26 protein-coding genes, 5 tRNA genes and 1 CRISPR repeat array are annotated in these 26,204 nt (G+C 44.6%); of the genes, 9 read left to right on the plus strand and 22 right to left on the minus strand.

The genetic code is table 11. The features are described 5' to 3' along the window. Window positions 1-35: 35 nt before the first annotated feature. The 18 genes from rpoB to ACHZC4_RS13360 all read right to left on the minus strand — a co-directional run bounded on the left by rpoB (window position 36) and on the right by ACHZC4_RS13360 (window position 13,475). Window positions 36-4,127 carry a DNA-directed RNA polymerase subunit beta gene (gene rpoB / locus ACHZC4_RS13275; RefSeq protein ID WP_394754341.1) on the minus strand — a complete coding sequence of 1,364 codons (4,092 nt, stop codon included), beginning with the start codon at window positions 4,125-4,127 and terminating at the stop codon, window positions 36-38. A gap of 129 nt (window positions 4,128-4,256) precedes the next feature. After that, on the minus strand, window positions 4,257-4,625 hold the full coding sequence (gene rplL / locus ACHZC4_RS13280) for a 50S ribosomal protein L7/L12 (RefSeq protein WP_394754342.1): 369 nt from the start codon (window positions 4,623-4,625) through the stop codon (window positions 4,257-4,259). Window positions 4,626-4,675: 50 nt separating this feature from the next. Next, the gene (gene rplJ, locus ACHZC4_RS13285; RefSeq protein ID WP_394754343.1) at window positions 4,676-5,173 is read right to left on the minus strand and encodes a 50S ribosomal protein L10; all 498 of its coding nucleotides are present in this window, start codon (window positions 5,171-5,173) and stop codon (window positions 4,676-4,678) included. A gap of 192 nt (window positions 5,174-5,365) precedes the next feature. Beyond that, on the minus strand, window positions 5,366-6,061 hold the full coding sequence (gene rplA / locus ACHZC4_RS13290) for a 50S ribosomal protein L1 (protein ID WP_394754344.1): 696 nt from the start codon (window positions 6,059-6,061) through the stop codon (window positions 5,366-5,368). Continuing rightward, entirely contained in the window at window positions 6,061-6,492 is a 432-nt protein-coding gene (gene rplK / locus ACHZC4_RS13295; protein ID WP_394754345.1) for a 50S ribosomal protein L11, read from the minus strand. The genes rplA and rplK overlap by 1 nt, the downstream gene beginning before the upstream one ends. 85 nt (window positions 6,493-6,577) lie before the next feature. After that, on the minus strand, window positions 6,578-7,111 hold the full coding sequence (gene nusG / locus ACHZC4_RS13300; protein WP_394754346.1) for a transcription termination/antitermination protein NusG: 534 nt from the start codon (window positions 7,109-7,111) through the stop codon (window positions 6,578-6,580). Window positions 7,112-7,115: 4 nt separating this feature from the next. Next, window positions 7,116-7,493: a preprotein translocase subunit SecE gene (gene secE / locus ACHZC4_RS13305; protein WP_394754347.1), complete on the minus strand. Its 378-nt coding sequence runs from the start codon at window positions 7,491-7,493 to the stop codon at window positions 7,116-7,118. Window positions 7,494-7,539: 46 nt separating this feature from the next. Beyond that, window positions 7,540-7,615: transfer RNA gene (locus tag ACHZC4_RS13310), tRNA-Trp, on the minus strand. Between the two features lie 123 nt (window positions 7,616-7,738). Next, window positions 7,739-7,814, minus strand: a tRNA-Thr gene (locus ACHZC4_RS13315). 8 nt (window positions 7,815-7,822) lie between these two features. Beyond that, a tRNA-Gly gene (locus ACHZC4_RS13320) sits at window positions 7,823-7,896 on the minus strand. A gap of 21 nt (window positions 7,897-7,917) precedes the next feature. Continuing rightward, window positions 7,918-8,002 (minus strand) — tRNA-Tyr (locus ACHZC4_RS13325). 61 nt (window positions 8,003-8,063) lie between these two features. Then, complete coding sequence (gene pth, locus ACHZC4_RS13330) at window positions 8,064-8,630, minus strand: aminoacyl-tRNA hydrolase (protein ID WP_394754348.1); 567 nt, start codon at window positions 8,628-8,630, stop codon at window positions 8,064-8,066. Between the two features lie 17 nt (window positions 8,631-8,647). Beyond that, complete coding sequence (locus ACHZC4_RS13335; RefSeq protein WP_394754349.1) at window positions 8,648-9,250, minus strand: 50S ribosomal protein L25/general stress protein Ctc; 603 nt, start codon at window positions 9,248-9,250, stop codon at window positions 8,648-8,650. A 45-nt stretch (window positions 9,251-9,295) separates the two neighbouring features. Beyond that, complete coding sequence (locus tag ACHZC4_RS13340; protein ID WP_394754369.1) at window positions 9,296-10,234, minus strand: ribose-phosphate diphosphokinase; 939 nt, start codon at window positions 10,232-10,234, stop codon at window positions 9,296-9,298. 51 nt (window positions 10,235-10,285) lie between these two features. After that, window positions 10,286-10,360: transfer RNA gene (locus ACHZC4_RS13345), tRNA-Gln, on the minus strand. A 4-nt stretch (window positions 10,361-10,364) separates the two neighbouring features. Continuing rightward, window positions 10,365-11,246 (minus strand): 4-(cytidine 5'-diphospho)-2-C-methyl-D-erythritol kinase, encoded by an 882-nt coding sequence (gene ispE / locus ACHZC4_RS13350; RefSeq protein WP_394754350.1) that lies wholly within the window; start codon window positions 11,244-11,246, stop codon window positions 10,365-10,367. Continuing rightward, window positions 11,227-11,814: a lipoprotein insertase outer membrane protein LolB gene (gene lolB, locus ACHZC4_RS13355; protein WP_394754351.1), complete on the minus strand. Its 588-nt coding sequence runs from the start codon at window positions 11,812-11,814 to the stop codon at window positions 11,227-11,229. The genes ispE and lolB overlap by 20 nt, the downstream gene beginning before the upstream one ends. Before the next feature lie 11 nt (window positions 11,815-11,825). Next, on the minus strand, window positions 11,826-13,475 hold the full coding sequence (locus ACHZC4_RS13360) for a tetratricopeptide repeat protein (protein WP_394754352.1): 1,650 nt from the start codon (window positions 13,473-13,475) through the stop codon (window positions 11,826-11,828). Window positions 13,476-13,832: 357 nt separating this feature from the next. On the opposite strand from ACHZC4_RS13360, the gene hemA reads away from it, so the two are divergent. Genes hemA through ACHZC4_RS13385 form a run of 5 tightly spaced genes read left to right on the plus strand, consistent with a single transcriptional unit; the run spans window position 13,833 to window position 18,100 of the window. After that, window positions 13,833-15,092: a glutamyl-tRNA reductase gene (gene hemA / locus ACHZC4_RS13365; RefSeq protein ID WP_394754353.1), complete on the plus strand. Its 1,260-nt coding sequence runs from the start codon at window positions 13,833-13,835 to the stop codon at window positions 15,090-15,092. After that, window positions 15,089-16,174 (plus strand): peptide chain release factor 1, encoded by a 1,086-nt coding sequence (gene prfA, locus ACHZC4_RS13370; RefSeq protein ID WP_394754354.1) that lies wholly within the window; start codon window positions 15,089-15,091, stop codon window positions 16,172-16,174. Before hemA ends, prfA begins: the two co-directional genes overlap by 4 nt. Window positions 16,175-16,178: 4 nt before the next feature. Then, window positions 16,179-17,021, plus strand: coding sequence for a peptide chain release factor N(5)-glutamine methyltransferase (gene prmC / locus ACHZC4_RS13375; protein WP_394754355.1), 843 nt, complete (start codon window positions 16,179-16,181; stop codon window positions 17,019-17,021). A 39-nt stretch (window positions 17,022-17,060) separates the two neighbouring features. After that, window positions 17,061-17,483 carry a Mov34/MPN/PAD-1 family protein gene (locus ACHZC4_RS13380; RefSeq protein WP_394754356.1) on the plus strand — a complete coding sequence of 141 codons (423 nt, stop codon included), beginning with the start codon at window positions 17,061-17,063 and terminating at the stop codon, window positions 17,481-17,483. 26 nt (window positions 17,484-17,509) lie between these two features. Beyond that, complete coding sequence (locus ACHZC4_RS13385) at window positions 17,510-18,100, plus strand: Uma2 family endonuclease (protein ID WP_394754357.1); 591 nt, start codon at window positions 17,510-17,512, stop codon at window positions 18,098-18,100. A 91-nt stretch (window positions 18,101-18,191) separates the two neighbouring features. Here ACHZC4_RS13385 and ACHZC4_RS13390 read toward each other — a convergent pair whose 3' ends face one another. The 4 genes from ACHZC4_RS13390 to cyoE form a co-directional block, all read right to left on the minus strand. Continuing rightward, a complete protein-coding gene (locus tag ACHZC4_RS13390; protein ID WP_394754358.1) occupies window positions 18,192-18,608 on the minus strand; it encodes an EamA family transporter in 417 nt (138 codons plus the stop codon). 39 nt (window positions 18,609-18,647) lie between these two features. Next, window positions 18,648-19,280 (minus strand): ribonuclease, encoded by a 633-nt coding sequence (locus ACHZC4_RS13395; RefSeq protein WP_394754359.1) that lies wholly within the window; start codon window positions 19,278-19,280, stop codon window positions 18,648-18,650. An 85-nt stretch (window positions 19,281-19,365) separates the two neighbouring features. Continuing rightward, window positions 19,366-20,391 carry a glycosyl transferase family protein gene (locus tag ACHZC4_RS13400; protein WP_394754360.1) on the minus strand — a complete coding sequence of 342 codons (1,026 nt, stop codon included), beginning with the start codon at window positions 20,389-20,391 and terminating at the stop codon, window positions 19,366-19,368. Next, window positions 20,388-21,287 (minus strand): heme o synthase, encoded by a 900-nt coding sequence (gene cyoE / locus ACHZC4_RS13405; RefSeq protein ID WP_394754361.1) that lies wholly within the window; start codon window positions 21,285-21,287, stop codon window positions 20,388-20,390. The genes ACHZC4_RS13400 and cyoE overlap by 4 nt, the downstream gene beginning before the upstream one ends. Before the next feature lie 100 nt (window positions 21,288-21,387). On the opposite strand from cyoE, the gene ACHZC4_RS13410 reads away from it, so the two are divergent. Genes ACHZC4_RS13410 through ACHZC4_RS13425 form a run of 4 tightly spaced genes read left to right on the plus strand, consistent with a single transcriptional unit; the run spans window position 21,388 to window position 25,570 of the window. After that, window positions 21,388-22,767, plus strand: coding sequence for a M16 family metallopeptidase (locus tag ACHZC4_RS13410; protein ID WP_394754362.1), 1,380 nt, complete (start codon window positions 21,388-21,390; stop codon window positions 22,765-22,767). Next, window positions 22,767-24,080, plus strand: a complete 1,314-nt coding sequence (locus tag ACHZC4_RS13415; RefSeq protein ID WP_394754363.1) for a M16 family metallopeptidase — start codon at window positions 22,767-22,769, stop codon at window positions 24,078-24,080. The genes ACHZC4_RS13410 and ACHZC4_RS13415 overlap by 1 nt, the downstream gene beginning before the upstream one ends. Beyond that, window positions 24,070-24,621, plus strand: coding sequence for a 16S rRNA (guanine(966)-N(2))-methyltransferase RsmD (gene rsmD / locus ACHZC4_RS13420; protein ID WP_394754364.1), 552 nt, complete (start codon window positions 24,070-24,072; stop codon window positions 24,619-24,621). Before ACHZC4_RS13415 ends, rsmD begins: the two co-directional genes overlap by 11 nt. A gap of 58 nt (window positions 24,622-24,679) precedes the next feature. After that, complete coding sequence (locus ACHZC4_RS13425) at window positions 24,680-25,570, plus strand: LysR family transcriptional regulator (RefSeq protein WP_394754365.1); 891 nt, start codon at window positions 24,680-24,682, stop codon at window positions 25,568-25,570. A 15-nt stretch (window positions 25,571-25,585) separates the two neighbouring features. After that, a CRISPR array of direct repeats spans window positions 25,586-26,196; the repeat unit is 32 nt; unit sequence GTTTCAATCCACGCGCCCACGCGGGGCGCGAC. Window positions 26,197-26,204 lie beyond the last annotated feature (8 nt).

Consider the following 26,204-nt stretch of genomic DNA (forward strand, 5'->3'; position numbering starts at 1 on the left):
GGCTATCAATTAATTTTTGAACAAACAGATGCTAACTACTCCCGTTCTAATTCAATATTGACAGCCAATGAGCGGATTTCTTTAATCAAAACGTTAAACGATTCCGGCATACCGGCTTCCATTTTATGATCACCATCAACAATATTTTTGTACATGCGGGTTCTGCCAGTAACATCATCGGATTTTACCGTCAACATTTCTTGCAATGTATATGCCGCGCCATAAGCTTCCAACGCCCATACTTCCATTTCTCCGAAACGTTGGCCACCAAATTGCGCTTTACCACCGAGCGGCTGCTGTGTAACCAGACTGTAAGGACCTGTGGAACGTGCGTGCATTTTGTCATCAACTAAATGGTTTAATTTCAACATGTACATATAACCGACGGTTACTTCGCGTTCAAACGGCTCACCTGTTAGGCCATCATAAAGCGTTACTTGCCCATGTTCTGGCAATTCGGCTAAGCGTAACATTGAACGAATCTCATCTTCGCTAGCACCATCGAACACCGGGGTCGCCATAGGTACGCCAGCAACCAGATTAGCCGCCATCTCCAAAATTTCTTGATCAGAAAATGAATCTAAATCTTCTTTTCGGCCACTGCCGTTATAGATCTTGTCCAAATAATCTCTGATTGCAGTCACTTTGGCTTTTTCTTGATCGTACTGGGTTTCCAGCATTTTACCAATCTTAATGCCAAGACCTTTTGCAGCCCAACCCAAATGCGTCTCCAGTACCTGGCCGACGTTCATTCGAGAAGGCACACCTAGCGGATTTAAAACAATATCAACCGGGTTACCATCAGCAGTGTACGGCATGTCTTCAATCGGTCTGATCATTGAAATCACACCTTTATTACCATGACGTCCAGCCATCTTATCGCCTGGTTGTATGCGTCGTTTAACTGCCAGATACACTTTAACCATTTTAAGTACGCCGGGCGGCAAATCATCACCCATAGTAATTTTTTTACGTTTAATCTCAAACTTCTCATCAAAATTTTTCCGCTGCTGCTCAATTTGCAGGACAACAGTTTCCAGCTGAAGATTAATATCTTCCTCTTCCATTTTGATTTTCAGCCAATCTGAATGCTTTAAAGCCTTCAAATAAGCATCGGTAATTTTAGTTCCTGCTTTCAACTGCGAAGGCCCAGACAAGGCAACCTTACCAATGAGTAACTTGGCAACACGGGCAAAAATATCCCCTTCCAAAATCTTAAGCTGATCATCTAAATCTTTACGGTAGCGTTTGATCTCTTCATGTTCGATGTCGAGTGCACGCTTATCTTTTTTGACACCATCACGGGTAAAGACTTGTACATCAATAACGGTACCCTCAATGCTGCTAGGCACACGTAACGAAGTATCTTTAACATCTGCGGCCTTTTCACCAAAAATAGCACGCAATAGTTTTTCTTCCGGTGTTAACTGGGTTTCTCCTTTTGGAGTCACTTTACCGACAAGAATATCACCGCCTTTTACTTCAGCGCCCACATAAACGATGCCCGACTCATCCAGCTTAGCCAAGGCTTCTTCACTAACATTAGGGATATCAGCAGTAATTTCTTCTGGGCTGTGTTTGGTATCACGCGCTACACAGGTTTTTTCTTCTATATGAATAGTGGTAAAACGATCTTCCTTAACCACACGTTCAGACACCAAAATAGAATCTTCGAAGTTATAACCATTCCAAGGCATAAAGGCGACCAGCATGTTTTGCCCTAGCGCCAACTCACCCATATCTGTAGACGGCCCATCTGCCATAATATCGCCAGCATTAACGATATCACCCGGCCTTACCAACGGTTTTTGGTTGATACAGGTATTTTGGTTAGATCGGGTGTATTTAATAAGATTATAAATATCAACACCGGGCATACCTGTTTCGGTTTCGGTATCATTAACACGCACCACAATACGCGCAGCGTCAACCACCTCAATACGACCACCCCGTATAGCAACCACAGTCACGCCCGAATCTTTAGCGACTGTTCTTTCCATACCGGTTCCCACTAAGGGCTTCTCAGCCCTTAAGGTAGGCACAGCCTGACGCTGCATGTTTGATCCCATTAACGCGCGGTTAGCATCATCATGTTCCAAAAACGGAATGATAGAAGCCGCAACCGAAACAATCTGTTTGGACGACACGTCCATATATTGCACGGTATCTGACATTGCCAGCGTAAATTCGTCTTTATGCCGACAAGATACCAAACCATCGACTAACTTACCGCTGGCATCAACAGCCACGCTGGCCTGCGCAATAACAAACTCACCTTCTTCAATCGCGGAAAGATAATCGACTTGATCAGTAACTTTACCATCAATCACTTTACGGTAAGGTGTTTCCAGAAAACCGTAATTATTGGTACGCGCATAAACTGACAGTGAGTTAATCAAACCGATATTCGGGCCTTCCGGCGTTTCAATAGGACAAACACGGCCATAATGCGTAGCATGTACGTCGCGTACTTCAAAACCGGCACGCTCTCTTGCCAAACCACCAGGCCCTAACGCAGATACACGACGTTTATGGGTAACTTGTGATAAAGGATTGTTCTGATCCATAAACTGCGATAACTGACTGGAACCGAAAAATTCTTTAACTGCCGCCGAGACTGGCTTGGCGTTAATAATTTCTTGCGGCATCAAGCCTTCAGAATCGGCCAACGTTAATCTTTCTTTAACAGCACGCTCAACTCTCACCAAACCGACGCGGAATTGATTTTCTATCATTTCGCCAACCGAACGCACCCGTCTGTTGCCTAAATGGTCGATATCATCGACATTGCCGTTACCATTGCGGATATTGATTAACTCTTTCAAGACATCAATAATGTCATCTTTTGTTAAAGTACCTGAGCCAACAACTTCTTGACGGCCTAAACGACGATTGAATTTCATCCGACCGACAGCAGACAAGTCATAACGCTCATCAGTAAAGAACAGATTTTGGAATAAATTCTCGGCAGATTCTTTGGTCGGTGGCTCACCAGGACGCATCATGCGATAAATTTCTACCAATGCTTCCAACGGATTAGAGGTCACATCCAGCTTCATAGCATTGGACATATAAGGACCATTATCCAGATCATTAACGAACAGCGTGTTAATACTGGAAACACCGCTCTCGATACAACGGTCGATTACACTAAGGGTAATTTCATCATTAACATTAGCAATCAACTCTCCTGTCGATTTATCAATGAGATTGTGACCCAAAATCTTACCTACCAGGTAATCTTTTGGCACTTCAACCGTTGTTAATTCGGCCTTATTCATGTCGCGAATATGCTTGGCGGTAATTCTACGACCTTCTTCAACCAACACCCGACCATCTTGTTTTATGTCAAATGCGGCAATTTCACCACGCATTCTTTCGGGGATGATATGAAAAAGACAGTTACTAGCGGTCAATTCAAATTTATTGGTTTCGAAGAAGATATTAATCATATCTTCATTGTCGTAACCTAGCGCCCGTAACAAAATAGTGGCCGGAATTTTTCTACGTCGATCTATACGGACAAAAACACAATCTTTGTGATCGAATTCAAAATCTAGCCAAGAGCCTCGGTAAGGAATAACCCGGGCATTGAAGAGCAGTTTTCCGGACGAATGAGTCTTTCCCTTATCATGATCAAAAAACACACCCGGTGACCGATGTAACTGGGACACAATAACGCGCTCTGTACCATTAATGACAAAGGTGCCATTATCGGTCATTAATGGCAGTTCACCCATGTAAACTTCTTGTTCTCGAATATCTTTAACAACTTTGGCAGTCGCCGGTGCATCCTTGTCATAAATGACTAAACGAACCAATACCCGCAAAGGGGCGGCGTAAGTAGCACCTCGTTGCTGGCATTCTCTGACATCAAAAACAGGCTCACCTAAGCGGTATCTAACATATTCCAGTACCGCATAACCTGAATGGCTGTCTATAGGAAAAACACTGGAAAATGCGGCATGCAAGCCACTATCCAGACGCTTTTCGGGCGTAGTGCCTGACTGTAAAAAGTCAGCATAAGAATTAATTTGAGTCGCTAGAAGATAGGGAACTTCAAGTACTTCAGTACCTTTCCCAAAGTTATTACGAATACGCTTTTTTTCGGTAAAAGAGTAGGACATATCGCTTCCAAACCTTTTGGTCATGAATTATTTTAACTGTCTATTCGCTGCAAACAGTAAAAGGCCGGCGACGATAACGCCACCAGCCACATTTGAATCTAAGGCTTAGCCTTAATTTGGTGCCAAAATTTATTTAATTTCGACGGTAGCGCCTGCTTCTGAGAGTTGTTTCTTAAACTCTTCAGCTTCAGCTTTAGACACACCTTCTTTCAAAGTTGTTGGTACGCCTTCTACGGCATCTTTAGCTTCTTTTAAGCCTAAGCCAGTTATCCCGCGAACGGCTTTAATAACTGAAACTTTATTTTCGCCGAAAGATGTCATGATAACATCGAATTCGGTTTGCTCTTCAACAACTGCCGCAGCAGCAGCTGGCGCAGCAGAAACAGCTACTGCAGCAGATACACCAAATTTTTCTTCCATTGCAGAAATCAAATCAACAATTTCCATAACGGTCATTTTTGAGACTGCATCCAAGATGTCTTCTTGTGCTAGTGCCATTGTATTCTTTCCTATAAATAATATTTTAAACTAATTTAAACACCAGAAGACTATGCCGCTTCTTGCATCTGATCTCTGAGTGCTGCCAATGTACGTACAAGTTTCTCAGCAGGCGCTTTCATCACCGACATTAACATGGCAATACCTTGATCACGCGTTGGCAAACTGGCCAACCGTGCAAGCTCAGTCGCACCGTATGACTTACCACCAATAGCAACTATCTTAGTCACTAATTTGTCGTGTGTTTTGGCAAAATTACTGATTAACCGTGCTGCTGAACCCGGATCTTCCATTGAAAATGCAATCAATAATGGCCCAACCAATCCATCTTGCATGCATTCAAATTCAGTCCCAGCTACTGCGCGTTTTGCCAGTGTATTTTTGACTACGCGCAGATAAACACCCGTTGATCTGGCAACCTTACGCAACTCAGTCAATTCTGTAACTGTTAAGCCCCGATATTCAGCGGCTACCGCAGAATGCGCTTTCGCAGCATATCCAGCAACCTCGTCTACGACAACTTTTTTACTATCTAAATTTAGAGCCACACAACCTCCGTACCTCTGAATTACTAAATGCATCATTTATAGATGCCCCTAACGGTATATCTCACTTCATTTTACTGAGTGCACCGCCTGCGTAGGAACACAGCTTTTCAACCATGCTTATTAAGTTTTGCAACACCTACGGTCTTTGACGGTTACCGCTAAAACGGCAACCCAAAGTTCTTTGGATAACAATTAATTGGTAAGACCGCTTGCGTCCAGCCACAAACCAGGACCCATGGTTGAAGATAAGGTTATTTTTTGAATGTAGATGCCTTTAGCGGCAACAGGTCTCATTTTTTTCAAATCAGCTAACAAGGCCTCTAAATTACCTTGAATAGCTTCAGCATCAAATGCAACTTTGCCTAAAGTACAATGTATAATACCCGCTTTATCAGTGCGGTAACGAACCTGGCCAGATTTAGCATTTTTTACTGCTGTAGCAACATCAGGAGTCACTGTACCCACTTTCGGATTAGGCATTAAGCCTCTTGGCCCTAATATTTGACCTAATTGACCTACAACACGCATAGCATCAGGTGAGGCAATAACCACATCGAAATTCATTTCGCCTTTTTTGATTAAATCGCCCAAATCGTCCATACCAACAATATCGGCACCGGCAGCTTTTGCAGCATCTGCATTAGCGCCTTGTGCAAACACAGCTACCCTGACTGTTTTACCAGTTCCATTTGGCAACAGGGTAGCGCCACGAACATTTTGATCAGATTTACGCGGATCAACACCGAGGTTAACACTCACATCAATGGATTCACTAAATTTTGTTGTCGTCAATTCTTTCAAAATTTGTACAGCGTCAGCAACAGCATATTGTTTAGTACTATCGACTTTTTCTTTAATCAACTTTGCTTTTTTCGTTAACTTAGCCATTACAGACCCTCCACATTCAAGCCCATGCTACGCGCACTGCCTGCAATTGTTTTTATGGCCGCTTCCAAACTGGCAGCATTCAAATCTTCCATTTTAGTTTTAGCGATCTCTTCCACTTGAGCAACTGTCACTGTCCCAATTTTTTTGGTGTTAGGATTGCTACTGCCGCTCTTAACACCGGCTGCTTTCTTTAATAAAACAGAGGCCGGTGGTGTCTTGGTAATAAAAGTAAAGCTGCGATCACTGTAAACAGTAATTACAACAGGTAAAGGCAAACCTTTTTCAACGTCTTGGGTTTTAGCATTAAATGCCTTACAAAACTCCATGATGTTAACACCGCGCTGACCTAAAGCAGGACCTACCGGCGGACTAGGATTAGCTTCACCCGCTTTCACTTGCAGCTTTATATATGCCGTTATTTTTTTTGCCATTATCTACTCCAATGTGGGTACAAGCGCCTTAAAGGCTCCCCTGTAAAAACTTACCTGATGGGTAAGTACAATAACCTACTGAGCCTTAGCTTTTTTCAACTTGATTAAAACTTAGCTCGACAGAGGCAGAGCGCCCAAAAATGAGCACCGATATCTTTAATTTGCTTTTTTCGTAATTGACTTCTTCGACGACACCATTAAAGTCCTTGAATGGACCATCAACGACTCTGATAACTTCACCGGCTTCAAATAGCGTCTTTGGACGAGGCTTGTTAACACCTTCCTCAACCCTATTAAGTATGGACATCGCTTCTTTTTCTGAAATAGGTGCAGGACGATCTGAAGTTCCACCTATAAAACCAAGAACTTTAGGCACATCCTTTACCAAATGCCATGTTTCATCGGTTAATTCCATTTGTACCAACACGTAACCAGGGAAAAATTTCCTTTCACTTTTACGCTGCTGGCCCATGCGCATTTCAACAACTTCTTCCGTGGGAACCAATATTTTACCAAAATAACGATCCAACCCTTCTCTCTTTACTCGTTCTTCCAATACTTGCTTGACCTTACTTTCAAAATTAGAGTAAGCGTGAACGACATACCAACGAAGAGCCATGTTATTAAACTCCCTGACCAGTCAAAAAACGCACACCCCAAAATAAAAACATATCCAGTAACCACAACATAAAGCCAACAACAAACACCATGGCAAATACCATCATTGTAGTACGCACTGTCTCATCGCGGGTAGGCCAAACGACTTTTCGAACTTCCTGCTTGGACTCTTTCATAAACGACCATAGATTACGGCCAACACCTGTAGTTAAAACCATACCTACAGCCGCAGCAGCAATCACAAGTAGCCCAATAACGCGATATAAAAGCTGAATTTCTGAGAAGTAATAGAATGCACCTATACCGGCAACTAAAAAAACGACGGAAAAGACTTGCTTGACGACATCAAGAACTGCTGTCGACGTTTCTGCTTGAGTATTCATGCGTTATTGATTGTGAGATAAATAAATTTGATTAGTTTCGCCTGAATGGCAGGCCAGGAGGGTCTCGAACCCCCAACCAACGGTTTTGGAGACCGCCATTCTACCAATTGAACTACTGACCTATTCAGACAAACCTTACGGAACTTGCTCATACTATACTAATTAAATTTATTATTCAACTAGCAGATTACAATTTTAGAGAATACCAATATTCATACCTCTAAATAAAAACGCACACATCAATCTGGAGCTCATAACCGGATTTGAACCGGTGACCTCTTCCTTACCAAGGAAGTGCTCTACCTACTGAGCTATATGAGCCATGAAATTGGAGCGGGTGATGGGAATCGAACCCACGTGATCAGCTTGGAAGGCTGGAGTTCTACCATTGAACTACACCCGCAATTCAAATGCGCTTAAAGAATGGTGGAGGGGGGAGGATTCGAACCTCCGAAGGCAGAGCCGGCAGATTTACAGTCTGATCCCTTTGGCCGCTCGGGAACCCCTCCTAATTGATATTAGTCGACCATTATGCACTATTAAATAAAAAATGTCAAAAAATATATTTTTTTATATATTCATTTTATTCATTGCAGCAGACAGATTGCCTGCAATGATTTCAGGAATAAATCCCATGGCCACATCAAATGCCATATTCATCGCGATCCATTCGGTTTTTGATGGCTCTGATAGTACAAAATCAGCGAGTACCTTTCCTGCTGCGGGGCGACCCACACCTACGCGTAACCTATAAAAATCCCTGGATCCCAACTGATCAATAATATCTCGTAAGCCATTATGGCCCGCGTGCCCACCATCTTTTTTGAGCTTAACCACGCCCACATCAAAATCCAGTTCATCATGTATTACCAAAATTTCCTCAGGCAACACCTTGTAATACCGAGCCACTTTACCGACAGAATAACCGCTGCGATTCATGAATGTTTCCGGCTTTAGCAAAATAAACCTGTTTGCAGCCAAAAAACCCTCAGCGGCCAATGCCTGAAATCTGCCCTCTTTAAGCCAAACACCACCGTATTCAGATGCCAATCTATCCAAAAACAAAAACCCGGCATTATGCCGGGTTTTTTCGTACTGCCGACCCGGATTACCCAGACCCACTATTAGCTTAATCATCAGCTAAATAGCACTAGCTAAACAGCACCTTCATCTTTGGTAGCTCTGGATGCCATCATCGACACCACTGGCAAATCATGCTCAGACCCTTGAGCCAAAGCAACAATTTCAACACCTGCCGGCATAACCAAATCAGAAAGATGCAATGACGCACCAACATCAAGGCTCGCCATATTAACTTCGATATATTCTGGCAATACCGAAGGCAAACAAGATACCTCAACATCAACCAAAGAATGCGCTGCTATACCGCCTTTTTTGCCGCCGATGGAAGTACTTTCATTAATAAAATGCAAAGGCACATGCACTTTAACCACCTCAGACATATTCACCCGCAAAAAGTCCAAATGCAAAATTTGAAATCTTGCTGGATTGCGCTGAACGCCTTTCAATATAGCTTTTTCAGTTTTACCATCAACAGTGACATCCAAAACGTGCGAATAAACTGCTTCACGGTCAAGATGCTTAATGACCTCATTATGATTTAGCATGATCATTTGAGGATCAAGATGCCCACCATATATCACCGCAGGTACTTCACCTTTACGACGCAATCTTCTCGCTGCACCTTTACCTGATTGCCCACGACTCTCGGCAATAAACTCAAACATGTTAGCCATTTTTTCCTCTCAAATCAATACTAAAAAGCATACTCTTAACGCTTATCAATCCACATAAAGCGAGCTAACCGACTCACCCGCCGCTATACGTCTTATCGTTTCAGCCAACATCTCTGCAACACTTAATCGTCTTATTTTTCCTGAACTTAAAGCACTTTCGCTCAAAGGGATGGTATCAGTAACCACTAACTCATCGAGATCTGAACCATTCAAATTAGCAATAGCAGAGCCAGATAGCACCGCATGCGTACAGTAGGCCACCACTTTTATAGCACCATGTTTTTTCAACGCATGGGCAGCATGACACAAAGTACCCGCCGTATCTACCAGGTCATCAACCAACACACAAGTACGGCCATCAACATCACCAATAATGTGCATTACTTCTGCAACGTTTGCTCTAGGCCTACGCTTATCTATAATAGCCAGATCTGCATCACCCAATCGTTTAGCTAATGCACGCGCCCTAACAACGCCGCCGACATCGGGCGATACAACAATCAAATTCTTATATTGCCGCCGCCATACATCACCCAACAATAGCGGCGAGGCGTAAACATTATCAACGGGTATATCAAAGAACCCTTGAATCTGGTCGGCATGCAAATCAACGGTTAAAACCCGGTGTGCACCCGCCTGCTCAATCATCTGAGCGACTAACTTAGCCGTAATAGGAACTCGTGCAGACCGCGACCGCCTATCTTGCCGAGCATATCCGTAGTAAGGAATAACAGCAGTAATGCGTGACGCGGACGCTCTTTTAAGCGCATCAATCATTACTAACAATTCCATTAAATTTTCATTAGCGGGCGAAGATGTCGGTTGAATGACATAAACATCTTTCCCGCGAACGTTCTCTTGAATCTCAACCGCGATTTCCCCATCGCTAAATCTGCCAACCGTGGCCATGCCTAATCGCATATTGAGCTTCTTAACTATTCCCTCAGACAAAGCCAGGTTAGCATTCCCAGAAAACACCATCATCGCGGTGTCACCCATTCAGATACCCCAAAGACTTGTTAATGAAGGAAAAAATGGCTGGGTCGCAAGGATTCGAACCTTGGTATGCGGAGATCAAAACCCCGTGCCTTACCGCTTGGCGACGACCCAATAATTAATGTATATGCTTACCGCTCTCTAACTTTGACAGCAAAGGCGATGTATTTAATCCCTTTGTGAGATAAACCTGCCATGACCCTTTCAGCGCATCATAAGCATTAACAGCAGCCTGTTTTGAACTAAACTGCGCAAAGACACAAGCCCCAGTTCCTGTTAATCTTGGCTCCGAGAATTCGGACAAAGCACTTAAGGCGCATTTGACAGAGTGGTAACGCCGACTAACAACATCCAAACAATCATTTTTATGACTGCCAGCCGTGAATTCATCTATTGTGATGGATTTACTATCACGTGTCAAATCCTTGGCTAAAAATATTTCTCGAGTTTCTACATGACAGCCAGGTTTAATGACAACAATCCAGTGTTCTGCTGGCATTATTCTTTCTAGCTTTTCACCAATGCCCTCCGCCCATGCTGCATAACCATACACAAAGACAGGAACATCTGCGCCTAAAATCAACCCCAACGCAATGAGCTTTTTAGTGGGCAACTGCAAATCCCATAAGTGATTTAACACCAACAAAGTAGTTGCAGCGTCGGAACTCCCCCCACCCAGACCACCACCCATTGGCAAAATCTTTTCTACCTCAATACATACGCCAGCTTGGCAGCCTGTCTCCGCTTTTAGCAATAATGCAGCACGAACCGTTAAATCATCTGCTTCTGCGACGCCTGGAATCGGTTGTTTTAAGCTCACCGAACCATCGTTAACAGGATGAAAGGTCAACCAATCACACAAATCAATAAACTGAAATACAGTTTGCAACAAATGGTAGCCATCCGGCCTTTGCCCAACGATACGCAGCATTAAATTAAGCTTAGCGGGCGCGGGCCATCTCTCGCCCCACCCGAGCGGATCAATTGGCTTTGATATCATTTAGATTCCACTGATCTATCATTACTTTTAATCTTACCTGATCATTCATCACAGTAATTTTTCGCGGCATGGCTTGATTACCAATAGACTGCATTTCTTTGTAGGCAATTAGCCATTGACCCTGCTTAAAACCGGCTTCAGTTTCAAAAAAAGCTATGCCGGGTTCCGGCAAGCCGACCACCCAATAACGCAATGAGTGAATCGGAACCGCCATACCCAATTGTTGCTCAATGAACTGCTCCGGATTTGCCGATGTCTGCACGTCTTTACCGCCACGATCTATGACAACCTGATCATTGGTCAAGCGAATATGCGTAGCGCCCTGCCCTAATGGCCCAGATAACTTGATTGCCTCAACCTCAGCATCATGCTGCCACGTCATATTAGCCGTCCAGGAATCCTTTTTCGCACTCATCGCTAAACGACCCTCAAGCGACCATTGCTTTAATGCGTATAAATGATTATGTGCAGATTTTGAATAAGGCTGAGCGGGTGCGACGGGTACTGTAGAGCAAGCCAACAATAACGATGCAACAAGGAATATCCCGCACAACGTTTTTATTTTCAATCGTAACACCACTACAACTCACCTTTTAGCACACGATGCTGCACATCCAGTAAATATTCATCGTCTGGGGCTATTTTTATGGCTTTATGAAATAACTTTCTGGCTTCATCTTTTCTATTCAAAGCCCACAACACTTCAATCAGATGTGCGGCTATTTCATGTTCCTGCTTTTTATCATAAGCACGCTGCAAATAATCCAGTGCTTTTTGACTATTACCTAATTTAAATTGCAACCAGCCATAACTGTCCATAATCACGGCTTCATTAGGCTGTAATTCCAAGGCATGTTTTAAATATTTTTCCGCCTCACTGTAACGCTGCGTTTTATCCAGTAAGCTGTAACCCAATGCATTTAATGCTTCTGGATTATCCGGATTTTTTGCCAAAATTTTTCCCAAATCACTCTCAAGTATGTCAAATTTGCCAATACGTTCGGCCATCAAAGCATGCGTATACAGCAACTCCTTATCGTCACCTTGCTCAGCTAATGCTGCCGTTAACAAATCAAAGGCTTGTTGATATTGTTTTTGCTGATTATACAAATCAGCCTGCATCAAAACCATGCGTTGTTTTTGTTCAGGATAGCGAGTTCGCGCCAACTCTAATCGAGAAGCCGCCTCATCAAATTGCCTGTCTTTAGCCAGTAAAGAGATAGCGGATAGCGATGCTTCAAGTCCCAAAGGCGCCTCCGTCACTTTATCAAACCACGCCAAAGCTTTTTGTTTGTTGCCGCGTTTCTCCTCTATTTTGCCAAGATAGAAACTCGCTTGACTGCGCCACTCAGGTTTATCAACCAGCTTGATAAACACTTCTTCCGCTTTTTCATCACGATCCAATTGCAGCTGCACCAAACCGTAAGCAAACTGGCTGTCATTATCAGCAGGATTTACCGCAATCAAACTTCGGTACACTTCACCCGCAGCTTCGTAATCCTCGGACTTTATCAGCACCTGAGCATACAGTTTTTTAATCTTCTCATTTTCGGGATACTTGACGGCAGCATTTTTTAACAAGGCTCTAGCCCTAGGTAAATCACCTGAATATGCGGATAACTGCGCCTGCAATATAAGTGCTTTGTCCCACTCCGGCTGAATCTTCAACGCTTGCTGTAGCTTGTTGTCAGCCAATTTTTCATTTTTCATTTGCGCAGCCAGTAATGCCTGAACAAAATAAACATCTGCATGCCCTGGCGACTTTAAAGCCAGCTCATCAAGTACATCATAAACAAAAGCCGATTTATCTTGTTTTTGCACAGCGGCCGTTAATTCCATCACGGTTTTCTCAAAACCAGCAGGATCAATTTTCAGCAACGCACTTAAATGCTCTACAGCCGCGGGTTTATCTTCATTTTTTAATGCCGACAAGGCGGCTATTTTTCGGGCTGACAGATTGGCTGGATCATCACGTAACCACAAAGACACCGCCTCATCAGTTTTAGCCGCATTTTTTGCGTACATGGCAATCATGGCCGCTCTTTCTGCAAAACGGGGATCATTTACCCGCTTGGCCGCTTCCATATAACCTTCTAAAGCCACATCGTATTGCCCACGCTGGCCTGCTATTTCAGCGGTTAACAACATAAACATCACATCAGGTTCAATAGATGTTTTATCCGCGTCCGCCAGCCCCTTTCCTTTTAGCTCATTCGCTTTAGTCGACAAAACAGCTGCATCCGTACCCTTTTCAGGCGAACTTGCGCAACCACCTAAGAATACAAGCGTTATTATCGTAAAAAATTTAAACATCAACACACACAAACCCTGTTGTCCACATACAATGACCTATAGGTTATCAGAAAAATCGATTGATTCAGATAGCTGATTTATTCCCAATTGGATAAAGTAGCGATATTTTTATAAAATACGCCAAAGTGCTGAACTGTATATTCTAAGAAATACCCTAAATCTCAACATAAACTGTCCACTCAGTCACCGGTTTTAGTTACTCAAAGATCAGGATAAAACCCAAAACATCAAATCACTGTTAAGATTACACCAACTTTACAAGACACCGACACCATGACATTTATCGCAGTAGGGGTTAATTATAACACCGCACCGGTTGCCGTTCGTGAGCGCCTGGTATTTTCTACCGATATATTGGCATCCTCATTACAGCAACTCTCCCAAGTCAAAGATATACACGAAGCGGCGATATTGTCTACTTGTAACCGTACTGAACTTTACTGCAATGCAGCAACCGCTAACCAAGATATTCTCATTGACTGGATAGCCACTAACAAAAACATTGAGCTCACTAGCTTAATGCCCTATTTATACAGCTATACCGATCGCTCGGTGTGCCGGCACATGTTTCGTGTCGCTTGCGGCTTAGATTCCATGATTTTGGGTGAGCCACAAATTTTAGGCCAAATGAAGACGGCTTATAAAGCCGCTTACGATGCCGGCACTCTAGGTAAGCAGCTAGGCAGATTGTTTCAGCATACCTTTACCGCCGCCAAAAAAGTGCGTACCGACACCGCAATAGGTTCTAGCCCAGTGTCCGTCGCTTTTGCAGCCGTGCAACTGGCGCAACAAATTTTTGATAAGCTTAGCGAACAAACCGCGCTGCTGATAGGTGCAGGTGAAACCATAGAGCTCACTGCCCGCCATCTCAGCCAACAAGGCATTAAGCGCATTGTTATTGCTAATCGCACCTACGATAAAGCCCATGCCTTAGCCATGCGTTTTAACGGCTACGCCATCGAGTTAGCGGAACTACCGGCACATTTAGCCGAAGCAGATATTGTTATTTCATCTACTGCCAGTCAACTGCCCATTCTGGGCAAAGGCGGTGTTGAAAGCGCCCTTAAAAAGCGCAAACACAAACCCATGTTTATGGTTGACCTGGCCGTACCGCGCGATATTGAAACCGAAGTAGGCAAACTCGACGATGTTTATTTGTACACGATTGATGATTTGCAACACATCATCAACCAGAATATGGATACACGACGACTGGCTGCAGAACAGGCCGAAGACATCATCGACACCCAAGTGAATGATTTCCTTGCCTGGCTCAATGCACAAAGCGCCCAAACAACCATTCAGGAATACCGCTTTCAAGCCGAACAACACCGCGATGAAGCCTTACAAAAAGCCTTGATATTATTAAAAAACGGTGTCCCTGCCGAAGTTGCCCTTAATCGACTGGCACACAGCCTAACCAACAAATTAATCCATACACCCAGCACACAAATTAGAGAAGCCGCCGAAAACGAACGTTACGACTTGATAACGGCTGCCCGCGATATTTTTAAACTACCCCCAACCCAATGAAACCATCGATACAATTAAAACTGGAAAACCTGTGCGAACGCTACGATGAAATAGCCGCGCTACTTTCCGAACCCGAAGTTCAAGGTAACCAAAACAAGTTCCGTACTTTAAGCCAGGAATATTCGCAAATCAGTCCGTTGGTGGATTGCTATAAGCGTTATGAAACGCTGATGGAAATGCTAGCATCTGCCAAAGACATGGCTAATGACAGCGATCCTGAACTGCGCGAAATGGCCAAAGAAGAGATTCTGGATACCGAAAATCAACTTGATGCGCTGGATCACGAACTGCAACTCTTGCTGTTACCCAAAGATCCCAACGACACCCGCAATATCTTTCTGGAAATACGTGCCGGTACCGGCGGTGATGAAGCGGCTATTTTTTCGGGCGATTTATCAAGAATGTATCAGCGTTATGCAGAAAAGAAAGGCTGGCAAACTGAAATCATCAACGAAAGCCACGGCGATCACGGCGGATATAAAGAGGTTATCTTGCGGGTTTCTGGTCGGGATGTGTACTCGCAATTAAAATTTGAGTCGGGCGCACACCGTGTGCAACGCGTACCCGAAACTGAATCTCAAGGCCGTGTCCACACCTCTGCCTGTACCGTGGCCATTATGCCGGAAGTAGACGAAGTGGATGCTATCGACATCAATCCCAGTGATTTAAAAGTGGATACTTACCGCGCCTCCGGTGCCGGTGGCCAGCACATCAATAAAACCGAATCCGCCATCCGTATTACCCATATTCCCAGCGGCGTAGTCGTTGAATGTCAGGATGAACGCTCGCAGCATAAAAACCGGGCGCGGGCGATGTCGTTACTGGCCTCACGTTTGCTGTCTGCTGAACAGGAAAAACATCATGCCGAACAATCGGCCACCCGCAAGCTGCAAGTGGGTAGTGGTGACCGCTCTGAGCGAATTCGTACTTATAATTACCCGCAAGGCAGGTTAACAGATCATCGTATCAACCTTACTTTGTATAAGCTGGATGACATCATGCAAGGCGGTTTGGAGCAAGTTATCCAGCCGTTAATCAGTGAGCATCAAGCTGAATTGCTTACCCAGCTTGGCGATAACTGAGCACATGATTAGCATCCAAACAGCGTTAGAAAAGGCAACACAGCTAATTGCGGCAAGCTCTGATTCAGCGACTTTGGATGCGGAAGTTTTGTTATGTTCGATACTGCAAAAACAACGTTCACACCTACGCGCTTGGCCGGATAAAATCTTGGATGCTCAACAAGCGGATTTGTTTTGGGCAGCCGTTGCCAAACGTCAGCAAGGCCACCCTATCGCCTACATCACTGGCTCTAGAGAGTTTTGGTCGCGTGATTTCCAGGTGTCGGCGGATGTATTAATTCCCAGACCTGACACCGAAGTGTTGATTGAATGCGCGTTAAAACTGATCCCGGTAAACCAGCCATACCGCCTTATTGATCTTGGAACAGGATCGGGGATTATTGCTATTACCCTGGCGGCAGAACGGCCGCAAACCCATGTGACTGCTACGGATATTTGCGAGGCAGCGTTAGCGGTAGCACGAAATAACGCTAATCAACACGGTGTCGATCATATTCAATTTTATCTCAGTGATTGGTTTAGCCAAGTGCCTGAGAGTTTATTTGATCTTATCGTTAGCAACCCGCCCTATATTGCCGAAGGCGATGCGCATTTACAGGATGGTGATTTACGTTTTGAGCCACAATCTGCTCTTGTCGCACCCGATGATGGCCTGAAGGATATTCAATCTTTAGCTGATCAAGCCCGTAGCCGATTGCACAACGGCGGGCATTTGTTAATCGAACATGGCTATAATCAACACCATGCCGTACAAGATATTTTCAAACGTTTCGATTATAAAAATGTACAAACCACTATCGATTTATCGGGACAGCCGCGTGTCACTTATGGCCAATGGCAGCCTTAAAGCACTTACCATACTTAACCATAAACCTGAGACAAGCCCATGCTAGCCAGCGAAATTCAAATCTCCCGTAAACTCACTAATGAACTGCTGCATCTGGCGCAAATTTCACCCCAAGCTGAAATCTGCGGTTTAGTCAGCGCTAAAAATAATCAACCGGTGCGCTGTTATCCCATTAAAAATGTCGCGGCGCAACCGCAGCAACAATTTTTACTGGATGCGGAGCAACAAATCGCCGCGATGAAAACCATGCGCGAACACAGTGAAGAATTGTTCGCCATTTATCACTCCCACCCAACATCGCCAGCGATACCTTCCACGACCGACTTAGATCTGGCCGCTTATGAGGATGCGCTGTATTTGATTATTTCTCTCAATACCAAAGGCGTGCTGGAAATGCGCGGCTTTAATATTCAGCAGAAAACTGCTGAGGAAGTTGTGTTAACGCTGGCCGATGAGAGCTAACGCCTTTATCACATAAGGAGACTTGCATGACTTTAGCATTAAGAGACACGCAAACCCATTGCTACGACGATTACTTAACCTGGCCAGATGATGTGCGTTATGAACTGATTGACGGTGTCGCCTATGTGATGGCTCCAACACCAGATTTGGCGCATCAAGATATTGCGGGAGAAATTTTTCGCCAAGCTGCCAACATTTTAGCAGGTAAATCTTGTCGAGTTTTCATTGCACCAGTAGATGTTCGTCTACCAAAAAAAGATGAAGCCGACGAACACATTGATACGTTGGTGCAACCGGATGTGATGGTAGTTTGCGACAGTAGCAAGTTGGATCGCCCTGGCATACGCGGCGCGCCGGACTGGATTGTCGAAGTGTTGTCACCTTCCACTGCCAGCCATGACCAAACCAAAAAACGAGCTCTTTATGAGCTTCATGGTGTGCGTGAATATTGGCTGGTTCATCCTGTAGATCGAGTGCTGACGGTTTATTGTCTGATTAATGGCGAATACGGTAAACCTGATGTTTACGAATTACGTGGTGAAACCCAGGTTAAGGCGTTGCCGGATATTGTTATTCAATGGAATGAGTTGTTAGAACGTTTGCCAGTTGATTATTAATCCAAGGGCGCAAATGTCGGTTATTGGCTACGCAAAACTATTGAAGATTGCCATACCAGTGGTTTTTTTTGTAATTCAGGCAGGAGCTGAGCTAAGGCTTTTTGGCAATGACTACGAGACCCGCAATAATCAATAACGCACCCATGATGATACGGATGCTAACAGTTTCTTTTAACAACAACCAGGCAAGAAAAATGGCCACCACAACACTGCCTTTATCAATCAGGGCAACGGTAGCGACATCACCCAACTTTAGTGCTTTGTAATAGAAAATCCAGGATAGTGTTGTGGTTAATCCAGATGCACCCAGCCAAACAATATTATTGCGGTTCAGCGTAGACCAATCCTGCAAAGGCACTACCATAGCTGCAAAACCGAATACAAACACACTGACAAATAAAGTACGTACGCTTAAACCTAATTCCCCAGAAATACCGGTCAAACCGATTTTGGCTATGACCGAAGTAAAGCCTGCGAAAAACATGGATAGTATTGCAAACTTTATCATGCTGTAGGCTTGATGAGAGTACTGTCGATTGCCATAAGATTAACGTACATTTCTAATCAAAAAATTCGGGCGGCCACAACTTAAACGGCTGCGACGCTGTATATCAACACCACATGCGGCAGATGTTTCGCCTTTTTTATCAAAACACAAGTAAATTTCTTGTAAAAAACGTCCGCCGTCAGCACAGGAAAAAGCGATAGCGTTATTACTGAGATTAGGATTAGCCTTTTGCATCAGCGCATTAAGTTGAGATGAACTCACCCGCAACGGTTTAGCAAGATTTTGCAGTACATCAGGCATAACTACGGATTGTTTCAGTTTTTGTGAGAGCTTTAAATAATCGGTAGGTGACAAACCAGAACACGTGCCATGCTGTACCCATTCATGAATGGCCAGTTTTTCACTGGGATAAAGATCGGGAAAACTACGGATCAGTTTGGTTGCAATCCACTCTTTGCTGCATGATTTGGGATAGCCTTTATTATATTGCGGCCATAAGCCATGTAAAACAATACCGTACTCACGCGTACATTGGCTGTCCTTTGGATGCGTAGTACAAAATTGCGGCGACCAGGAAAGACTGAGCACGTAATAGTCAAACGGTTTTTGCGCGGCCTGTGCAGACGCGTATAAAGTCGCCAAGATAAGTAAGCTATTGAAAATGATTTTCATGGTTAATCCCTTAGGTTAAGTATGTCAAAAAGGTAACTGCTCAATCTCCCTCTTTGAGAAAGATTACTTAAAAAACACACAGTGTTCATATTGATTTAAAGCTTTTTTTTAAACGCTTGGCCCAATAATCGCTTGCCAATATATGCGCCTCCTGCTGATTATTAGCTTTACCCAACAACTTTAACGCCACAGCAGCCGTCCCAATAACCGAAGCTTGCGCAAACTCATCTTCCACCACACCTTCCCAAACTAACGCTAGCTGCTTTGGATCCAGTGATTCAGTTTTTACATGGCGATGCGCAAACAAAGCCGGCCAGGTTTCATCCAGTAATTGACCGTTATGGACGCTTTGCACCAGACATTCCATATCAGGGTTACGTTCGGTCTCACCGCCCTCGCCTTTTAAAGCCGCGGCATGAGGTTGTTGCAATAACAACGCCGCTTGTTGATGCACAGGCCGGTAACCTGGATGAAAAATCCCCTGAATACTGCACGGTGCATTAAATGGATTTAACAACCGTACCAGCGTATGCACCGGCGAACGCAAGCCCAAAATAGGACGTAATTCTATAATTTCATGCAGCTTAGGACAAAAATGTTCTAGCGATAAATAGCTAAAGTGCTGTTGTGCCAATTGTTGCTTAGCTTCCTCGATTGATTTTGCACAATGCAATCCTAAATAGCCTAGCATATCTTCTGTATACAAGCGTGTTGCAGACGGGCCTTTTGCGCCGTGCATAAACACCGTAATTCCATTTTCAGCCAGCAATAATGCCGATAACAAAAACCAGGGCAAATGCCGACGTTTACCGGCATAAGATGACCAATCCAAATCAACCTGTACGCTAGCAGAATCCATATTACATGCTTGTCTTGCGGCAAGCACAAAACCTGCCAACTCTTCTGGTGTTTCTTCTTTAACGCGCATTAACATCAAAAAAGCGCCCAGTTGCACAGGTAATACTTCACCGGCCATAATCAAGGTCATTGCACGATAAGCTTCATCTTGCGTTAACGGTCTGGAACCTTTTTTACCCTTGCCCAGTATGCGAATGAATTCTGCAAAGACATGTTCTGGCTGGCTGGTTTGTTCGTGATGGGTGAATGTCATAAGGTAATGCGGAAATAATGGTCAATTAACAATGCCGCAAACAACACGGTGATATAAACGATAGAATACCAAAAAGTCGCCATGGCTGTTTTTGCATCTTGGCGGCGCCGCATTAAGATTGCGTAATAAATAAACCCTAAGCCCATCGGCATGGCGACAGCCAAATAAATCAGGCCACTCATACCGGTTATAGACGGTAAGATAGTGACGACCAACAACAAAATACTGTATAAAAGAACGTGCAAACGGGTAAGCGCCACCCCGTGGGTTACCGGTAACATGGGGATTTTGTGATCGTTATAGATTTGCTGGTATTTGTCCAGCCTGGCTATGGCTAATGGCCAAAAATGCGGTGGTGTCCACACAAAAATAATCAATACTAACAAGATGGCATGGGGGTGTATGCTACCGGTCACGGCGCACCAACCTAATAACGGGGGCGTGGCGCCAAAAGCACCGCCGATGACAATGTTCTGCGAGGTCATCCTTTTAAGATATTTAGTATAAATAACCGCGTACCCCAACATTGACACCAAAGTCAGTATCGCAGTGAGGATATTAACCATAATAGCCAGTATAATAATGCCCATAATGCCCACTACCACAGCAAAATTCAGCACTTGCGATGGCGATAAATAACCCATAGGGATGGGTCGATGTGGATTAAGGGCTTTATCAATATCCCGATCAACATAATGGTTCATAGCAGCGCCGGAAGCTGCCGCCAAAGCAATACCTATATTGCCGTAAACCAGTGCAGACCAAGGCGGCAAACCCGGTACTGCTAATAACATGCCTACCGTAGAGGTGAAAATCATTTCAATAACGACGTTTGATTTACACAGATTGAAGTAAGATTGCCAAACAGTGGGTATTAAGGGAGATGGCTTTAACATTGATTTTTAGCTTCCAACTTTTTAATTATCCAATAGAATACAGTGAACCATTGATTATTGAAATAGTCCGACGGGCTAGCTTTTATCTGAGAAGAGAGTTATGACTAAACAATTAATAAGACTCGCGTTATTATGCTTGCCAGCATTGGACAGCAGCGCAGCCACTAAAGTGTCCGAACATATCCTAAGAAATGGCTTGAAGGTTTTAGTCAAAGAAGACCATCGCTCGCCTGTAATGGTATCGCAAGTGTGGTACAGAGTGGGTTCTAGTTATGAACCTAACGGTATTACCGGTGCCTCACACATGTTGGAACACATGATGTTTAAAGGCACGGACAAACATCCAGCGGGCGAATTCTCCAAGATTATTGCAACCAACGGCGGTGATGAAAACGCCTTTACCGGCCAGGATTACACGGCATATTTTCAAACCATGTCTGCTGACAAGCTTGCGATCAGCCTTGAATTGGAAGCCGACAGAATGCGTCATCTGCATTTATTGCCGGAAGAATTAAAAAAAGAACTGCAAGTCGTTACCGAAGAACGCCGTATGCGTACCGATGATAATCCACAAGCTAAAATGCAAGAGCATTTTATGGCCATGGCTTACACTAACAGTCCGTATAAAAATCCGGTCATTGGCTGGCCTGCCGATATTGCTGCTTACACCGTTAAAGATTTACAAGCCTGGTATCAACGCTGGTATGCACCTAATAATGCCACTTTAGTTGTGGTGGGGGATGTGCAACCCAAAGAAGTTTTCGATTTAGCGGAAAGATATTTTGGCGAATTAAAAACCAGCGATATTGAAGCGTTAAAACCACAAACTGAGGTGGAACAACTGGGTGTGCGCAAAATGACGGTAAAACTTCCCGCCAAACTACCGTACATTGTCATGGGTTATAAAGCGCCTTCATTAAAAACCGCAGAGCAAGAGTGGGAAGCCTATGCGCTGGAAGTGCTGGCCGGTGTGCTTGATGGCGGTAGCAGCGCACGGTTGTCATCAGGTTTGGTGCGAGGTAAACAAATCGCGGTTTCGGCCGGGGCCAGTTATAGTATGACCGAAAGATTACCGACATTATTTGAACTAGAGGCCACCCCTAACGAAGGCAAAACCGTACAAGATTTAGAAGCTGCCTTAAAAGCGGAAATCGTTAAACTGCAAAAAGATTTAATCAGCAATGAAGAATTACAGCGCATTAAAGCTCAAGTTTTAGCCAGCAATGTTTACGAAAAAGATTCTAATTTTTATCAGGCCATGCAATTAGGCATGCTGGAAACAGTAGGCTTGGGCTGGCAAAAAGCCGACGAATATGTCCCTAAAATTAACCAGGTTACCGCTGAGCAAGTGCGCGATATTGCCCGTAAATACTTGATTGAAGATCATTTAAGCGTGGCTTATTTGGAACCACAAGCGATCAATAAAGCCACTGAAAAAAATGACAAGGCTGACAAAGCTGAAAAAACCGGAGTTAAGTAATGCGTATTCGAGTATTAAGTTTTATTTTATTACTGTTTTGTAACTCATTATGGGCCGCCGCTAAAATTGAACACTGGCAAACCGCACAAGGCAGCCGCGTGTATTATGTGCAAACTGAAGGCTTGCCGATGGTAGACATACACGTTGTGTTCGATGCCGGCAGTGCCCGTGATTTCAAGCAATTCGGCATATCATCTCTCACTGCAAGCTTACTTGATACCGGCGCTGGCAAATGGAATGCCGATGAAATTGCCAAGCGTCTTGAAAGTGTAGGCGCACAATTTAGCGCAGCCTCCAGTACCGATCTTGCCACATTATCACTACGAACACTCACTGAACCCGCCCTATTTAGCAAAGCGCTAGACACTATGCAGGTTATTTTAACGGATCCTTTGTTTAATAAAGCCGATGTTAGCCGCGATCAAAAACGCACTTTGGCTATGCTTAAACAAACTGAAGAATCGCCTGGTGATTTGGCCGGTATTGCTTTCTCTAATGCTCTGTATGGCGACCATCCTTACGCACACCCTACCGAAGGCATCATTAAAACCGTAGCAGCGCTAACGCCTAAAGATCTTAAGGCGTTTTATAAAAAATATTACGTGGCAGCAAATGCCATAGTGGTTATTGTTGGCGATGTGTCTAAACAACAGGCTGAACAGACCGCAGAGAAGTTATTGACCGGTTTGCCAGTAGGCCAAAAACCAGATGCACTGCCTGATGTAGTCATGCCGACCAAAGCCACCGAGCAACACATCGAATTTCCGTCTTCACAAACCCATGTGCTGGTAGGATTGCCCGGCAACTACCGCAAAGATCCGGATTATTTTCCGCTTTACGTGGGCAATCATATTTTAGGCGGCAGCGGTTTAGTGTCTAAGCTTTTTGATGAAATCAGGGAAAAACGCGGACTGGCCTACAGTGCCTCCAGCTCTTTTTCTCCGTTATTAAAACAAGGCCCGTTCACCATTGGTTTACAAACACGTAACGACCAAACTCCCCAAGCTTTGGAAGTGCTGAATAAAACCTTAAATGACTTTATAAGCAACGGCCCAACGCCCGCAGAACTGACCGCTGCCAAACAAAATATCGTTGGCGGCTTTGCCATGCGTTTTGATACCAATAAAGAACTGGCCAATTATGTCGCCATGATTGGTTTTTATGATTTACCCTTAGATTACCTGGATACTTTTCAAAAAAATATTGAAAATGTCACCATTGCAGAAATCACTGATGCTTTTAAGCGCCGTATTAATCCCCAATTGTTACAGACCGTAACCGTGGGCCAAGCGACCACAAAAAGTGCAAAATAAACTGCGTATTATTGGCGGACAATGGCGCAGCCGCATCATAACATTTGCGGATGCGCCGGATTTGCGACCCACACCCGGACGAGTTAGAGAAACGCTGTTCAATTGGCTACAGTACGACATTATTGGCCGGACATGCCTAGATTTATACGCCGGTAGTGGTGCGCTGGGATTTGAGGCGGCTTCAAGAGGTGCCAAATCTGTCGTGCAAGTTGAAAGCAATCCGCAAGCTTGTCAGACTTTAAGGCAAAACGCGGCGGCTTTATTGGCGAATCAAGTCAGCAGCGTGCAAGCTGATGTCCTGGCTTTTCTGGCGGGCAAAGCAGAAGGTTTTGATGTAGTGTTTATCGACCCTCCTTTCGCTCAGAATAAAGTGTTTGAAACCTGTCAGGCACTGGAAAATAATGGCTGGTTAACAGCGCACGCCAAAATTTATGTAGAAACCGAACGGGCACTCATGCTCAACGACCTGCCGACAAACTGGCAACTGCTAAAGCATAAAACCGCCGGAGAAGTGGCGTATCATCTATTTGAACGCTCCTGACTGCGGGCTATTAAAAACTCATCAGATAAAAAATATCGACGTGGATAAACTAACCAGTATGAATGTATTTGTTCGTGTCGCCAATGCCGGTAGTTTTGCCGCTGGCGCCCGCGAATTAGACATTTCAAGAGCAATGGCAACCAAGCACATTATGTCTCTTGAAAGCGATTTAGGCACGCGGCTTTTTAATCGCACTACCCGTAGCTTGAGTTTAACCGATGTCGGGATTTCCTATCTTGAGCGTTGTCAGCATGTGTTGACGGAAGTAGAAGAAATGGAAGCCGCAGTAACCCATTTGCAAACCGAACCACGCGGGTTATTAAGAATCAGCGCACCTTACGGTATTGGATCAACGCATATTTCCCGGGCGGTTACAGAGTTTTTAAAACTATATCCCGACTTAACCGTGGAAATGATTTTACAAAATGGCCCAATGGACTTGGTTGATGAAGGAGTGGATGTTGCCATTTGTTTAGGCACGCTGGATGACAGCAGTTTAGTGGCCCGCAAAGTAGCCACCTCTTTGTTAGTAGCCTGTGGTTCGCCGGAATATTTTGCCGAGCACGGCGTACCGCAAACTCCCCAGGATTTATTAAACCACAGTTGTTTGGTAAATTGGGCAGTTGCGCCCAAAGACAAATGGCGCTTTAAAACAGAAACGGGCTATACCGTCATCAATGTCAGTGGCCGAGTAAAAGCTAATGTAGGTGAGCCTGTTAGAATTGCGGCCATTAATGGTTTGGGTGTCATTATGCTGCCGTTTTATATTGTTGGTAGAGATATTGAAAAGGGCAAATTAAAAGTCGTGCTAGAAGATTATTTATTGCCGCCACTAGATGTTTATGCCGTTTATCCGCACAGAAAATACTTATCGGCCAAAGTAAAAAGCTTTATGGATTTCTTACAGGAATGGCTGGAACACCGTGTTAGTATGCCGCCTCCGGAATAAACACTTTTATTCTACCCATTTAAAAACGCGCCCACGCGGGGCGCGACACTTTATCAGTGGCCGCTATCCTGACCCACGGCGTTTCAATCCACGCGCCCACGCGGGGCGCGACGAACAAAATGATCGCTTAGCCCTGGCAAGAAAGTTTCAATCCACGCGCCCACGCGGGGCGCGACCTATTGCGGCCAAAGCAATAGGCGAGACTGTTGTTTCAATCCACGCGCCCACGCGGGGCGCGACCAATGCCATTGTCGAGTATTTTGATATGACGGGTTTCAATCCACGCGCCCACGCGGGGCGCGACATACGCTAACCAGTTTAATCCCTACGATCTACGTTTCAATCCACGCGCCCACGCGGGGCGCGACAGGCCACGTGCTTTATCATAAGCTATTTCAGTTTCAATCCACGCGCCCACGCGGGGCGCGACCCTAACCGCTTAAGGGACAAAACATCATGGCAAGTTTCAATCCACGCGCCCACGCGGGGCGCGACGCCCGCTATCAAAGCGCCGCCGCTCGGCAATTTGGTTTCAATCCACGCGCCCACGCGGGGCGCGACTGGCCTAGGCGGCAACACTGGAGAATCATCGGGGTTTCAATCCACGCGCCCACGCGGGGCGCGACCCTAACCG

It is taken from the genome of Crenothrix sp. (assembly GCF_043729335.1).
GTDB lineage: Bacteria > Pseudomonadota > Gammaproteobacteria > Methylococcales > Methylomonadaceae > Crenothrix.

What these genes read in the sequence shown, in the direction of transcription:
- rpoB (WP_394754341.1), bottom strand. Translation starts at nt 4,127, where the DNA reads ATGTCCTACTCTTTTACCGAAAAAAAGCGTATTCGTAATAACTTTGGG.
- rplL (WP_394754342.1), bottom strand. Translation starts at nt 4,625, where the DNA reads ATGGCACTAGCACAAGAAGACATCTTGGATGCAGTCTCAAAAATGACC.
- rplA (WP_394754344.1), bottom strand. Translation starts at nt 6,061, where the DNA reads ATGGCTAAGTTAACGAAAAAAGCAAAGTTGATTAAAGAAAAAGTCGAT.
- rplK (WP_394754345.1), bottom strand. Translation starts at nt 6,492, where the DNA reads ATGGCAAAAAAAATAACGGCATATATAAAGCTGCAAGTGAAAGCGGGT.
- nusG (WP_394754346.1), bottom strand. Translation starts at nt 7,111, where the DNA reads ATGGCTCTTCGTTGGTATGTCGTTCACGCTTACTCTAATTTTGAAAGT.
- secE (WP_394754347.1), bottom strand. Translation starts at nt 7,493, where the DNA reads ATGAATACTCAAGCAGAAACGTCGACAGCAGTTCTTGATGTCGTCAAG.
- pth (WP_394754348.1), bottom strand. Translation starts at nt 8,630, where the DNA reads ATGATTAAGCTAATAGTGGGTCTGGGTAATCCGGGTCGGCAGTACGAA.
- ACHZC4_RS13335 (WP_394754349.1), bottom strand. Translation starts at nt 9,250, where the DNA reads ATGGCTAACATGTTTGAGTTTATTGCCGAGAGTCGTGGGCAATCAGGT.
- ACHZC4_RS13340 (WP_394754369.1), bottom strand. Translation starts at nt 10,234, where the DNA reads ATGATGGTGTTTTCTGGGAATGCTAACCTGGCTTTGTCTGAGGGAATA.
- ispE (WP_394754350.1), bottom strand. Translation starts at nt 11,246, where the DNA reads ATGATATCAAAGCCAATTGATCCGCTCGGGTGGGGCGAGAGATGGCCC.
- hemA (WP_394754353.1), top strand. Translation starts at nt 13,833, where the DNA reads ATGACATTTATCGCAGTAGGGGTTAATTATAACACCGCACCGGTTGCC.
- prfA (WP_394754354.1), top strand. Translation starts at nt 15,089, where the DNA reads ATGAAACCATCGATACAATTAAAACTGGAAAACCTGTGCGAACGCTAC.
- prmC (WP_394754355.1), top strand. Translation starts at nt 16,179, where the DNA reads ATGATTAGCATCCAAACAGCGTTAGAAAAGGCAACACAGCTAATTGCG.
- ACHZC4_RS13380 (WP_394754356.1), top strand. Translation starts at nt 17,061, where the DNA reads ATGCTAGCCAGCGAAATTCAAATCTCCCGTAAACTCACTAATGAACTG.
- ACHZC4_RS13385 (WP_394754357.1), top strand. Translation starts at nt 17,510, where the DNA reads ATGACTTTAGCATTAAGAGACACGCAAACCCATTGCTACGACGATTAC.
- ACHZC4_RS13390 (WP_394754358.1), bottom strand. Translation starts at nt 18,608, where the DNA reads ATGATAAAGTTTGCAATACTATCCATGTTTTTCGCAGGCTTTACTTCG.
- ACHZC4_RS13395 (WP_394754359.1), bottom strand. Translation starts at nt 19,280, where the DNA reads ATGAAAATCATTTTCAATAGCTTACTTATCTTGGCGACTTTATACGCG.
- ACHZC4_RS13400 (WP_394754360.1), bottom strand. Translation starts at nt 20,391, where the DNA reads ATGACATTCACCCATCACGAACAAACCAGCCAGCCAGAACATGTCTTT.
- cyoE (WP_394754361.1), bottom strand. Translation starts at nt 21,287, where the DNA reads ATGTTAAAGCCATCTCCCTTAATACCCACTGTTTGGCAATCTTACTTC.
- ACHZC4_RS13410 (WP_394754362.1), top strand. Translation starts at nt 21,388, where the DNA reads ATGACTAAACAATTAATAAGACTCGCGTTATTATGCTTGCCAGCATTG.
- ACHZC4_RS13415 (WP_394754363.1), top strand. Translation starts at nt 22,767, where the DNA reads ATGCGTATTCGAGTATTAAGTTTTATTTTATTACTGTTTTGTAACTCA.
- ACHZC4_RS13425 (WP_394754365.1), top strand. Translation starts at nt 24,680, where the DNA reads ATGAATGTATTTGTTCGTGTCGCCAATGCCGGTAGTTTTGCCGCTGGC.